Below are 12,440 nucleotides of genomic sequence, written 5' to 3' on the forward strand. Positions count from 1 at the left end.
AGCGATTGCTGAGTGAAACGCCCATTACTATCAGTGACCTGGTAATAATGAACGCCGTTTTACAAATGAAACATTGGATAAGCCTGGCAGGAGTACCTGTCGCAGCGTTCCTTATCCGAAGCCGTTATGTTAATTCATCTCGGCAAAATTGCAAGACACGACCCCGTGTTACAGCATTTTTCAGGTTTTTCCTAAGTCAGAAAATTAAGTGATGCCCATGTTGTTTCAACCATTGACGGTGTTGACGGTGATCAGCATCAAATCGGGCAACCAGATTCCAGAAGCTGGGAGAATGATTCAAATATTGCAAGTGGCATAACTCATGGGTGATCACGTAATCAATGATCGGCTGAGGTGCCTGAATCAGTTGCCAGTTCAGCTGAATATCTCCATTGCTGCGACAACTTCCCCAGCGGGATCGGTAGTGACGCACGGTGATTTGTCTGGGACTCAATTGATATTGCTCTGCCAGGACCTGGCATCGCTGGATCAGCTGTTGAGCTGCTTGTTGCCGGTAGAATTTTTTCAGTAGTGATTTAACCTGCTCGGTTTCATCGGTGTGGTTGACAGTCAGTTGGCAACGCAGTGTTTGGCCATCAAAATCAAGCTGTTGTCGGCGCCCTGTCGCTGTCGTCACTGTAATCGGAAAGTATTCACCAAACAGTGGTTGCAGGCTGCCGTCTGCAAAACTACGTGTTGGCAGTTGTTGCTGTTCTGCCAGTCGAGCAGTGATCCAATCTGATTTGCTGGCAATAAAGTCCTCGGCAATGCGCAAGGGGCAGTGACCTGGCAAATGAATACTGACCTCGCCGTTGTGAACTTTGAGTGCCATGGTTTTTCGGCGATGACTGCGTTTAACCGCAATCTCGATGCCATGCGCGTGCAAGTGGCTAGTCATGTATCCGATCAGAAACTTCTGGAAAAAGTACAACAACAGGCATTTTGCCTGACGATTTGCGAAAATGATGCAATTGATTTGGATTCTACTATGGCCCTTAAAGAAGATATATCCCGCGCCCATCGATTGTCATTGGCTCCGATGCTGGATTGGACCGATCGGGATTTTCGTTATCTGTGTCGATTAATCTCCAGGCATACCTTGCTCTACACCGAAATGGTGACGACAGGAGCCTTGTTGCATGGCGATGCCTCACGATTTTTGGCGCATGATGATATTGAATATCCACTGGCGTTGCAGCTCGGAGGCAGTGATCCGGCGGCCTTGGCAAAATGCGCCATACTGGCGCAGCAGCAGGGGTATCAAGAAATCAACCTGAATGTCGGCTGCCCCAGTGATCGCGTTCAAAATGGCAGCTTCGGTGCCTGCTTGATGGCCGAGCCGAACTTGGTTGCTGATTGTGTTCGTGCCATGAAAGATGCGGTGTCACTGCCGGTAACGGTGAAAACCCGTCTGGGCATTGATGAGCTGGATAGCTATCAGTTTCTGCATGAGTTTGTCAGTGCCATGGTGGCCGCGGACTGTGACGCACTGATTTTGCATGCTCGTAAAGCCTGGTTAAAAGGCTTGAGTCCCAAGCAAAATCGAGATATCCCGCCGTTGGATTATCAGCGGGTGTATCAGATCAAACAGGATTTTCCGAATTTGCATGTAGATATCAACGGTGGCGTGCAGACGCTGGCGGAGGCACTGGATCATCTTCAACATGTCGATGGTGCAATGATTGGCCGGGCCATTTATCACCGACCCTACCTGCTGGCCGATGCAGACAGCCAGATTTTTGGAGATCCAACTCCCGTCAAGACTGAGGCTGAAATTGTAGAGATGATGTTGCCCTACATCGAACAGCGAATGTCACAAGGCCGACCTTTGAAATCAATCACCCGGCACATGCTTGGACTATTTCAGGGACAAGCCGGTGCTCGCCGCTGGCGGCGGCATTTGAGCGAAAATGCTCATCTGCCCGGCGCTGATATTCAAGTGATTCGTGATGCTATGAAACTGCTTGGCTGAGGCTGAGGGAGCAGATACATCGTTTTTCAGGTGAGATGCGACAGTTTGGGCCACACATTTCTGGATTACACACTGCCCGTCACTTGTCACGGCGTCAGAAGGCCTATCCAGCCCTGACAGACCTGCTCACCCTCGAATCACATCAAAAAATAAAATCTGCGAACATCTGCGTATTCTGCGGATTTACTTTTTTTCAGAAATACGCGCAGCTGTTGTACTTAGCTCGCTATTTACGAAGCCCGGTACCTTTGTCGAGCAGGTGCAGGGCAAACCAGCTCAGTGCAGCAATAAACAGCACAATAATGCCAAACGCCAGCCACAGATTGACATCAGATGCCCCTAACAGGCCGTAGCGGAAAGCATTGACCATGTACAACACGGGATTGAGCATCGAAACATGCTGCCAAAAGTCCGGTAACAGGCTGATGGAGTAGAAAACACCGCCCAGATAGGTCAATGGCGTCAGAATAAAGGTTGGAATGATGGATATTTCATCAAAACTTCTGGCGTAGATAGCATTGATAAAACCGCCAAGCGCAAACAGGATGGCACTGAGCAGCACTACGCTGAAAGTAATGAACAGATTCTGTACCGGTAATTGGGTAAAAAACAGAGCCACCAGAGTGACGATCAGTCCAACAAATAAACCTCTCGCTGTTCCGCCAGCCACATAACCGGCCAGAATCACGTAATTTGGCACCGGAGCCACGATCAGCTCTTCAATGTGATTTTGAAATTTTGCACTGAAGAATGACGAAGCGACGTTAGCATAGGCATTATTGATTACGGCCATCATGATGATGCCCGGGGCAATGTATTCAATGTAGCTGAAGCCTCCCATTTCTCCGATGCGCGCGCCAATCAGATTGCCAAATATGATGAAATACAAGGTCATCGTGATAGCTGGCGGTAGCAGTGTCTGTGCCCAAATTCTTAAAAAGCGGCGTATTTCGCGAGTAACAATGGTTGAAAAAGCAATCCAGTGCTGTTGGTGACGCGCGACTCTCATTGTTGGGTCTCCGAACTCTCGACCAGCGTCAGGAATAGTTCTTCCAGTCGATTCGCCTTATTTTTCATACTGGCAACTTCAATGCCGCACTCGCTGAGCCGATTAAACAGTGAGTTAAGGCTTTCGCTGCGGCACAATTCGATCTCAAGTGTGGTGCTGTCGATCTGATGACAGCAAAGATCTGCGATTGCACTGAGGTCGGCGAGCGGTTGTTTGAGATCGAGCACAAAGGTTTCTCTGTCGAGTCTGTTTAGCAAGGACTTCATATCGGTATTCTCGATGATTTGCCCTTTATCGATGATGGCGATGTTTCGGCACAGATTTTCCGCCTCTTCCAGATAGTGTGTGGTCAGAATAATCGTCGTGCCCTGGCGGTTGATGTCTCGCAGAAATGTCCACATTGAACGTCTTAATTCAATGTCCACGCCAGCGGTTGGCTCATCAAGAATGAGCAGTTTTGGCTGATGCACCAGTGCCCGAGCTATCATCAAGCGGCGTTTCATACCGCCAGACAGGGCGCGAGCAGAGCTATGCCGCTTATCCCAAAGGCCAAGCTTTTTCAGTAGCTCATCGGCATGTGTTTCTGCTTCTTTTGCAGGCACGCCGTAATAACCTGCCTGGGTAATCAGAATATGTTTGACCTGCTCGAAACCGTTGAAATTAAATTCCTGAGGTACCAGGCCAATGTAGCTTTTCGCCAGTTCACGGTCAGTATCCAGATCAGCGTCAAACACCTGAATCCGGCCACTGGTTTTGGTGACCAGTGAGGTAATAATGCCGATTGTGGTGGATTTACCCGCACCATTTGGCCCCAGCAAGGCAAAAAAATCGCCTTGTTCGACTTCAAGGTTCACATCGTTCAAAGCTTCAAAACCGTTTTTGTAGGTTTTGTGGAGTTGTTGAATTGAAAGCGCTTTCACTGCGGTGTCTCAAGCGGAATAAATCCAATTAGACTATCATGCCTGCGATGACCGAGGATATTTTCCAGCGTATGCAACCTAGACCATCGCCACCCGAAAGCCCGCAAGCACTTATGAGTCGAGTCACGGACTTAGCCGGTAAAACACTGGGACAAATTGCTCGCGATGCCCAATTTGCGATCCCGGATGATTTAAGCCGTCACAAAGGCTGGGTGGGCAGTTTATTTGAACATGTACTAGGCTGTGATGCCGGTAGTCAGGCCATTCAGGATTTTTCGGCCTTGGGCATTGAGTTAAAAACTCTGCCATTGGATGCGCATGGCCAGCCCAAGGAATCAACCTTCGTTTGTACCGTCAATGCGGCAGGCTCAGAGTCAGGTCAGTGGCAAGACAGCTGGGTCAGAAAAAAACTCTCCAATGTTTTATGGGTGCCTATTGAGGCGGACAATCGCATCGCACTCGCCGATCGTTTTGTCGGCATGGGCTGGATTTGGCAACCCACTGCAGAGCAAGAAGCCATGCTCCGGCAAGACTGGGAAGAATTGATGGAGTTAATTGCCCTGGGTGAGCAAAATGCCTTGACCGCCGAATATGGACAATATCTGCAAATCAGACCCAAAGCGGCCAATAGTCGGGTGATGGCCAGAGCCTCTGATATTGATGGTGAATCTATTCTGCTCAACCCCAGAGGATTCTATTTACGTACGAGTTTTACCCGGCAATTGCTTGAGGCTGCTACAATTTCATCTTTGGGGTCCTGAATCATCCGTCGGATCCCAGGTCAGAGACAGGGAATATCTCAGTGCAAAACTTGAATGCTTTGGTGGTGGATGCCGATGCAGACTTCCGGGAAACCGCCAGCAAAATTCTGCTGGCTGCAGGATTTAACGTCGCCACGGCCAGTTCCGGGCAAGAGGGGCTGACACAGGCGCAGCAATCCACCTACAGATTGGTATGTTGTAGCGATCAGCTGCCTGACATCAGTGGTGTGGATTTTTGCGGGCAACTTCGTGCAATCAGCGGTTTTGATTGTGTTGCCGTCTTGATCATGACCGATCAGGACAGTTCAAGATTGCTCAAACAGGCAATGCTGGCAGGTGCCACCGATATCTTTAGTAAAAGCGACCACGAAGAACTGGAAACTTACGTTCAGCGTCTGGCGGAACGTGAATCGAGACAGTTATCTGGACGGGTACTGTTTACCGAAGATTCACGGGTATTACAGACAATTATCATCGACTTGCTGACCGATATGGGCCTTGATGTTGATGCCTATACGCACGCTGAAGGGGCATGGGATGCATTTCAGGGCGGAGATTATGATTTGGTGATTACCGATGTCATGCTTGAAGGCATGATGAGTGGCATCACACTGGTCAGAAAAATTCGTCGAGCGCCTGGAGAGCTTGGCAATATTCCTATTATCGCCACTTCCGGCTTTGACAACATGTCACGCAAGATCGAGTTATTTCATCTGGGGGTAAATGACTTTGTCTCCAAACCCATCGTCCGTGAAGAGCTGCGTCAGCGAGTCTTCAATCACATCAACAGCTACCAAAATCTTCGAGAGTTACGCTCTCAACAAAACTCTTTGTACAGCCTGGCGATGCTTGATGAAGTGACGCAATTATTCAATCGTCATGCATTAAGAGAGTTTGCCGGCAAGTATTTTAGCGATGCTTACCGTTTCAAGCGTGACTTGGCACTGGCAGTGCTGGATGTGGATCACTTTAAACAGATCAATAACGAGCATGGTTTTGAAAAAGGTGATCAGGTGTTGGCAGAACTGGGTACCTGGCTGAAACGTTTTGTGCGGGATGTGGATATTGTTGCGCGGTGGGCCGGCGAGGAATTTGTTGTGCTGTTGCATGGCTGTAATAACGAAAGTGCCCATGCCTTAATGGAGCGATTGCAGAAAAAGCTGGGCCGATTTAAACCGGCTAATATTCCCGTGACTTTGAGTATTGGTGTCGCAAGTCTGAATCACGATAGAAATGACACTCTCAACTCACTTTTTGAGTTGGCCGATCGTGCCATGTATCAAGCAAAAATGGCAGGCCGGAATTGTGTGATGACCTACGATGGACATAGCGGTCAGGAAACTTAGGACTTAATTACCTGAGCGCGTTGTTGAGGTCAGACTGCTTATTCAGCCAGTTTAAGGGCTAATATCAAGCGGATGTTTGCGGGTAGCGCTCTGCAAACTGGCAACATTGTTGCTGATCCAGCATGAAAATCCCGTGTCCGCCGTTATCCAGTTCCAGCCACATAAAGTCAATGTCAGGCCATTGCAGGGCAACCGCCTCATCACTGTTGCCGACTTCAACAAACAGCAAACCATGGGGCTGTAAATGTTTTGCTGCGCCACGAATAATTTGCTCAACAAGGGCAAGTCCATTGTTATCAGCCTGCAAGGCGGATGCTGGTTCGTGACGATATTCTGCGGGCAGCCCCACCATTTCTTCAGCCCCGACATAAGGCGGATTGGAAACGATCAAGTCATATCGACGCGATGGTTCCAACTTGCTCCACAGATCGGACTGAATTAACTGAAGTCGATCTTCAAGCTGGTGGCGTTGCTGGTTCAATGCCGCAACCTCCAGAGCGTCATGATCAATGTCAATGGCATCAACCTGCGCCTCTGGGAACGCATAGGCACAGGCAATGGCGATGCAGGCACTGCCTGTGCACATGTCCAGTATGCTTGAGACAGTTTCAGGTGCTGTCAGCCAGGGAGTAAATTGCTCTGCGATAAGTTCTGCAAAAGGTGAACGTGGAATCAATACCCTCTCGTCGACATGAAACGGCAGCCCAGCGAACCAGGCCTCTTTGGTCAGGTAGGCGACTGGAATACGATCTTCTATTCGTTGCTGAATCAGTTCAATCAGCTTTTGTTTTTCAGCCATGGTCAGTCGCGCGTCCATAAATAACTCTGGCAAGCTATCCAATGGCAAGCCAAGGCTGTGCAAGATTAGCTGACTGGCTTCGTTAAAGGCATCAATATTACCATGACCGAAAAACAGTTTTGACTCGTTAAAACGAGAAGTGGTCCAGCGCAGCCAATCACGCAAAGTCAGTAAATCAGCGGCAGCCGCTTGATATTCAATGGTCATAATCAGCCTGTGATATCAACAAAGTGGCCAGCAATGGCCGCAGCTGCTGCCATGGCTGGACTGACCAGATGGGTTCTGCCACCCTGGCCCTGTCTGCCCTCGAAATTACGATTTGAGGTTGAAGCACAGTGTTCGCCAGACTCGAGTCGATCAGCATTCATCGCCAGGCACATTGAACAGCCAGGATCTCGCCATTCAAAACCGGCTTCAATAAATACCTTGTCCAAGCCTTCCTGTTCGGCCTGTTGTTTGACCAGGCCAGAGCCAGGCACAACAAGAGCCTGTTTGACAGAACTGGCCACCTTGCCGCCCTTGATGACTGCCGCTGCTTCGCGTAAATCCTCAATGCGAGAATTAGTACAGGAACCAATAAATACTCGGTCAAGATGAATATCTGTAATTGCCTGATTAGCACTCAATCCCATATATTTCAGCGCTTTTTCCATGCCGTTGCGTTTAACGGTATCGGTTTCCTGCTGCGGATCTGGCACCTTGTCATCGACCGGTACAACCATTTCCGGTGAGGTACCCCAGGTCACCTGAGGTTTGATGGTTTCAGCATTCAGGATAACGACTTTGTCGAAATGCGCATCAGGATCAGAATGCAATTGCCGCCATGCCTCGACCGCCATATCCCAATACTCGGCCTTGGGAGCAAAGGGTCTGTCTTTCAGGTACTGAATCGTTGTTTCATCAACCGCAACCATGCCGGCGCGAGCACCGGCCTCTATTGTCATGTTGCAAACGGTCATGCGACCTTCCATGGACAGCGCCTGGATTGCTTCGCCGGCAAACTCTATGGCATAGCCAGTGCCGCCAGCAGTGCCGATTTCACCAATGATTGCCAGCACGATATCCTTGGCGGTAATTCCGGGTTTGACGCGACCATCGACGCGAACCAACATGTTTTTTGACTTACGTTGAATCAGGCATTGTGTGGCCAGCACATGTTCGACCTCTGATGTACCAATCCCAAAAGCCAATGCGCCAAAAGCGCCATGCGTTGAGGTGTGAGAGTCGCCACAAACGACAGTCATGCCAGGCAGGGTAGCGCCTTGTTCTGGTCCCACCACATGCACAATGCCTTGACGCAGATCGGCAAGGCCAAATTCGGTAATGCCAAAATCAATACAGTTTTGGTCAAGCGTTTCTACTTGAAGCCTTGAGATCGGATCGGCAATGCCTTGTTCGCGATGACTGGTCGGTACATTGTGGTCAGGGGTCGCCAGAACACTATCGACACGATAGGGCTTACGCTGCGCCAATCTCAGTCCCTCGAACGCCTGAGGTGAGGTGACTTCATGTACCAGATGACGATCGATGTAGATCAAGGCGGTGCCGTCGTCATCACTACGAACAACGTGTTGATCCCAGAGTTTGTCGTAAAGGGTTTTGCCAGACATAAATCATTGACCGCTAACAGTTTGGATAACGGATAATTATAACGTGTTGTGCTGATTAGCTCTATTTATCCCGGACATAAAAAAACGGGCAACCCATGTGGATTGCCCGTTTTTGTTTCTTGCTAAGGAAAAGTGGTTATTCCATATTAGCGTGTCTGTAACGCATTTCCTCTTCAGGGATGCCTTTCTCATGGATAAGATGAGAAACAATAGCTTCCAGAAAAATCAATGTAGACAGTTCAAACATGGTACCCATCGGCATACCCTTGGTTGGGGTAAAGCTTTCATCAGTACCGATTTGAATTGTTTTATCCGCCAGGTCACCGATGGTAGAGCTTGATTTTGAACAAATCAAAACTACCTTGGCACCTTCAGACTTCGCTTTGTTCGCAAAGGAAACCAGCTGGGTTGTTTCACCAGAACCCGAGATGACAATTAACAAATCGCCTTCACGGATACTAGGGGTGCTGATTTCACCTTGGATGTAAACGGTGTAACCACTATGCATCAACCGCATACCAAGGAAGTTACCGACCAGCCTGGAACGACCTGCACCTGTGATGAAAATGCGCTTGGCATCATCACACATGGATACAAATTGCGCTTCAAGTGAGCTATCAGTAGCTCCCAGGATATCTGTGATTTTCTTAATAACCAGTTCGCGATGCATTGTCATTTTACTGATCCTTATGCTGCGTCAACCAGTGCACGCAGTTCTTTAGCAGATTCAGCAGGTGATGGAGCACCGTAGATAGCTGCACCAACAACAACAATCGCAGCACCAGCTTTTACGCAGCTTTGGATTGTGTCTTTGTTGATACCACCAGCAACTGAAACTTTAACGTTCAGACCCAGACCAGTGATGGTTTTCAGATCTTCAAACGGAGTTTGGCCAGCTGCTTGAGCGTCCAGACCAGTGTGAACACCGATGATGTGAGCACCGTTAGCAGCAGCATCTTTAGCAACAGCTGCTTTGTCTTCAACACCGATCAGGTCGATTTGAGCTTCACCGCCGTTAGCGTTGGCAGCTTTGATAACACCTTTGATGGTTGCCATGTCAGAAGCACCCAGAACTGTAGTGATATCACCACCAGCTTCGAAGAAAGGAGTTGCTTCGTATTCACCAGCGTCCATGGTTTTCAGGTCAACCAGGATTTTTTTGTCTGGGTGAGCAGCTTTCAGAGCTTTAACCAGTTTCAGACCGTTGTACTTGATGCAAGGTGTACCGATTTCCAGAATATCAACGTATGGAGCGACTTGTTCAGCCAGAGCCATTGTTGCGTCAAAGTCCAGGGAATCCAGAGCCATTTGAATTTCAGCCATGTGTTTTACTCCTAAGTAAAAATTATTGTTATCCCACGATTCAAGGACATGGGACTATAAAGCAGAAAATGGCGGCAAGTCAATTTGAGCCAAGTCCTGTTGCCCCGGAAGCTGAATGATTCCAGCTTCCGGGGCGCAGATTGCTAATTTATTGTTGTGATTAGCTTTCCAGTTTCGCCAGACGATCAGCGAGTAACTCTTCAAGGGTTTCCAGCGCTTTGGCAAAGCCGTCGATACCTTCAGACAGTTTTTCAGCTGCCATGCGGTTTTCTGCATGCATCGCATCAAAAGTTGCTTTGTCCATGGTCAGCTTGGCAATGTCAGATTGAGCTGCGGCTTCAGGAGACAGTTTACGCTCCAGAGTGCCTTCTGTGTTTTGCAGCTCATCCAGCAGACCTGGAGAGATAGTCAGCAAATCAACACCGGCAAGCTCAGTGATTTCACCGAGGTTACGGAAGCTGGCGCCCATGACTTCAGTGTTGTAACCGAATTTTTTGTAGTAGCTGTAGATCTCAGTGACAGACAGAACACCTGGATCTTCATGTGGCTCGTATGAGTCACGACCAGTGTCTTTTTTGTACCAGTCGAGGATACGGCCAACGAAAGGAGAAATCAGCTTGATACCGTTTTCGGCACAGGCGATTGCCTGGTGCAGACCAAACAGCAGGGTCAGGTTGGTGTGAATACCTTCTTTTTCCAGAACTGCTGCAGCCTGAATACCTTCCCAGGTAGCCGCAATTTTGATCAGGATACGTTCACGTGAAACACCTGCAGCTTCGTACTGAGCAATCAGATCACGACCTTTGGCAATGGTGGCATCGGTGTCATATGACAGACGGGCATCTACTTCTGTTGAAACTCGGCCTGGAATGATTTCCAGAATTTTCAGACCGAAAGATACTGCCAGACGGTCAAATGCCAGAGAAACAACCTCTGATGCAGGTGCGTCTGCACCCAGAGACTGACGGGCACCTTTCAGGGTGTCGTCAACAATGCCTTGATATTGTGGCATTTGAGCTGCCGCAGTAATCAGTGACGGGTTGGTGGTGGCGTCACGAGGTGTGTATTTTTCAATTGCTTGAATATCACCTGTGTCGGCAACAACAACGGTCATTTGCTTAAGCTGATCAAGTAAATTAGCCATGTTAGATACCTGTATGGTTATTGTTCAATAAATGTTTAGACAAAGCCAAAGCCTTGATCGGATCAAGGCTCGACTGTTGAGTTGTGAGCAAACCGCCGACCAATGTCAGTGGTTTATTTCAAAACCCGAATTTTCTGAAGGGTTTAGCCTTTACTACGAATGTAGCGCTCAACGCCTGTCAAAGGCTTGGCGCTGGCTTGGTTACGAATGTAACTTTCAACACCTGTGAGCGGCTTGTTATCAGACAACTGTTTACGGATGTATTTTTCGACACCGGTCAGTTGTGAACCAGACTGAGCTTTGTTTCTGATGTAGCGCTCAACACCTGTCAGGCCGTCATTATCCTTGCTTGCTGGTGTCGATTTATCATCGCAGCAGCTTTTGTCAGATGAAAACAAGCCTTTGATGAAACCGCAAATCGAAGCTAACAAACCTTTATCACTCATGAGAAATTCCCCTGTTACATATTAACCCCATCTGCCCAACAATGAGGTTGGTGCAACGGGTAAATTACTATTTTAGATTTACTGTGACAAGCCAGTGCTTAATTTGCCACGGAGTGAGCATTAACAGCCTCTAGTGGGCCAGTCTTCAGCCAGTCTCAGTGGCGGTGGGCTTGCACTGGGTTGTACGGTATAACTGTCTGGTTCAAGCAAGCCTTGTGTAAAAAAAACGAGCAGCCCGTGGGCCGCTCGTTTAATTTTATTTGCTCTGTGAGCTGTAACGCTCCAGCTTAGGCCGCGTCAACCAGCGCGCGCAGTTCTTTGGCTGATTCTGCTGGTGATGGAGCACCGTAGATGGCAGCACCAACTACAACGATTGTTGCGCCAGCACGGACAGTATCTTGGATGGTGTCTTTGTTCAGACCACCAGCAACAGAGATACGTACGCCCAGGTTCAGACCAGCGATGACTTTCAGATCAGCAAATGGTGTTTGACCAGCTGCTTGTGCGTCCAGACCGGTGTGAACACCGATGATTTGCGCGCCATTTTTGGCAGCTTCGGTAGCAACAGCTTTTTTGTCTTTAACACTGATCAAGTCGATTTGAGCTTCAGCGTTGTTGGCGTTAGCTGCTTTGATAACACCACCCATTGTGGCTTTGTCTGAAACACCCAGAACTGTACAGATGTCTGCACCTGCTTCGTAGAATGGAGTCGCTTCGTATTCGCCAGCGTCCATTGTTTTCAGGTCAACCAGAATCAGGTTGTTAGGGAATTTTGTTTTCAGTGCAGTAACGATTTCCAAGCCATTGTATTTAATGCATGGAGTACCGATTTCCAGAATGTCGACATAAGGAGCAACTTGCTCTGCAAGTGCGATTGTTTGGTCGAAATCCAGAGAATCCAGAGCCATTTGGATAAGTGCTTTTGCCATGCTGACATGCTCCTAAAAGTTGGTTTAATTGTTAGATTTACGTCGAAAATACGCCCGAAGACTATAAAGCAGTTTTTGCGGGCGTGTCAATTTTTGAACCTGACAGGTTCACTTCAGAAGCTGCGGCTGGACAGCTTTTAAGGTTCTGTGACATCTCTTGCCCCCCGGACATTGATTGGTA

General features: G+C 48.6%; 13 protein-coding genes and 1 riboswitch. Of the genes, 3 read left to right on the forward strand and 10 right to left on the reverse strand.

The window, feature by feature from the left end; translation table 11 throughout:
- Window positions 1-42 precede the first annotated feature (42 nt).
- Window positions 43-119: riboswitch (S-adenosyl-L-homocysteine riboswitch) on the reverse strand.
- A gap of 77 nt (window positions 120-196) precedes the next feature.
- Window positions 197-898, reverse strand: coding sequence for a M48 family metallopeptidase (locus MPL1_RS01700; RefSeq protein ID WP_083859187.1), 702 nt, complete (start codon window positions 896-898; stop codon window positions 197-199).
- A gap of 90 nt (window positions 899-988) precedes the next feature.
- On the opposite strand from MPL1_RS01700, the gene dusA reads away from it, so the two are divergent.
- Complete coding sequence (gene dusA / locus MPL1_RS01705) at window positions 989-1,972, forward strand: tRNA dihydrouridine(20/20a) synthase DusA (RefSeq protein ID WP_040576766.1); 984 nt, start codon at window positions 989-991, stop codon at window positions 1,970-1,972.
- Between the two features lie 226 nt (window positions 1,973-2,198).
- Here the strand turns inward: dusA and MPL1_RS01710 are convergent, their stop codons facing one another.
- Together MPL1_RS01710 and MPL1_RS01715 are read right to left on the reverse strand one after the other, a co-directional pair.
- A complete protein-coding gene (locus tag MPL1_RS01710) occupies window positions 2,199-2,981 on the reverse strand; it encodes an ABC transporter permease (RefSeq protein WP_009725402.1) in 783 nt (260 codons plus the stop codon).
- Window positions 2,978-3,901, reverse strand: coding sequence for an ABC transporter ATP-binding protein (locus MPL1_RS01715; protein ID WP_009725403.1), 924 nt, complete (start codon window positions 3,899-3,901; stop codon window positions 2,978-2,980). The genes MPL1_RS01710 and MPL1_RS01715 overlap by 4 nt, the downstream gene beginning before the upstream one ends.
- 113 nt (window positions 3,902-4,014) lie before the next feature.
- On the opposite strand from MPL1_RS01715, the gene mutH reads away from it, so the two are divergent.
- Both mutH and MPL1_RS01725 read left to right on the forward strand, forming a co-directional pair.
- On the forward strand, window positions 4,015-4,662 hold the full coding sequence (mutH, locus tag MPL1_RS01720; RefSeq protein ID WP_235045499.1) for a DNA mismatch repair endonuclease MutH: 648 nt from the start codon (window positions 4,015-4,017) through the stop codon (window positions 4,660-4,662).
- 41 nt (window positions 4,663-4,703) lie between these two features.
- The gene (locus MPL1_RS01725) at window positions 4,704-6,008 is read left to right on the forward strand and encodes a GGDEF domain-containing response regulator (RefSeq protein WP_009725405.1); all 1,305 of its coding nucleotides are present in this window, start codon (window positions 4,704-4,706) and stop codon (window positions 6,006-6,008) included.
- A gap of 64 nt (window positions 6,009-6,072) precedes the next feature.
- Here MPL1_RS01725 and prmB read toward each other — a convergent pair whose 3' ends face one another.
- The 7 genes from prmB to hxlA (MPL1_RS01760) all read right to left on the reverse strand — a co-directional run bounded on the left by prmB (window position 6,073) and on the right by hxlA (MPL1_RS01760) (window position 12,259).
- Window positions 6,073-7,014 (reverse strand): 50S ribosomal protein L3 N(5)-glutamine methyltransferase, encoded by a 942-nt coding sequence (gene prmB / locus MPL1_RS01730; protein ID WP_009725406.1) that lies wholly within the window; start codon window positions 7,012-7,014, stop codon window positions 6,073-6,075.
- Window positions 7,015-7,016: 2 nt separating this feature from the next.
- Window positions 7,017-8,417 (reverse strand): 3-isopropylmalate dehydratase large subunit, encoded by a 1,401-nt coding sequence (leuC, locus tag MPL1_RS01735; RefSeq protein WP_009725407.1) that lies wholly within the window; start codon window positions 8,415-8,417, stop codon window positions 7,017-7,019.
- A gap of 136 nt (window positions 8,418-8,553) precedes the next feature.
- On the reverse strand, window positions 8,554-9,093 hold the full coding sequence (hxlB, locus tag MPL1_RS01740; protein ID WP_009725408.1) for a 6-phospho-3-hexuloisomerase: 540 nt from the start codon (window positions 9,091-9,093) through the stop codon (window positions 8,554-8,556).
- Between the two features lie 11 nt (window positions 9,094-9,104).
- Window positions 9,105-9,740: a 3-hexulose-6-phosphate synthase gene (gene hxlA, locus MPL1_RS01745; protein WP_009725409.1), complete on the reverse strand. Its 636-nt coding sequence runs from the start codon at window positions 9,738-9,740 to the stop codon at window positions 9,105-9,107.
- Between the two features lie 160 nt (window positions 9,741-9,900).
- Window positions 9,901-10,884, reverse strand: coding sequence for a transaldolase (locus MPL1_RS01750; protein ID WP_009725410.1), 984 nt, complete (start codon window positions 10,882-10,884; stop codon window positions 9,901-9,903).
- 143 nt (window positions 10,885-11,027) lie between these two features.
- A complete protein-coding gene (locus MPL1_RS01755) occupies window positions 11,028-11,330 on the reverse strand; it encodes a hypothetical protein (protein ID WP_009725411.1) in 303 nt (100 codons plus the stop codon).
- A gap of 287 nt (window positions 11,331-11,617) precedes the next feature.
- Window positions 11,618-12,259, reverse strand: a complete 642-nt coding sequence (gene hxlA / locus MPL1_RS01760; protein WP_009725412.1) for a 3-hexulose-6-phosphate synthase — start codon at window positions 12,257-12,259, stop codon at window positions 11,618-11,620.
- Window positions 12,260-12,440: the final 181 nt, after the last annotated feature.

It is taken from the genome of Methylophaga lonarensis MPL, assembly GCF_000349205.1.
In the GTDB taxonomy this organism is placed as follows: domain Bacteria; phylum Pseudomonadota; class Gammaproteobacteria; order Nitrosococcales; family Methylophagaceae; genus Methylophaga; species Methylophaga lonarensis.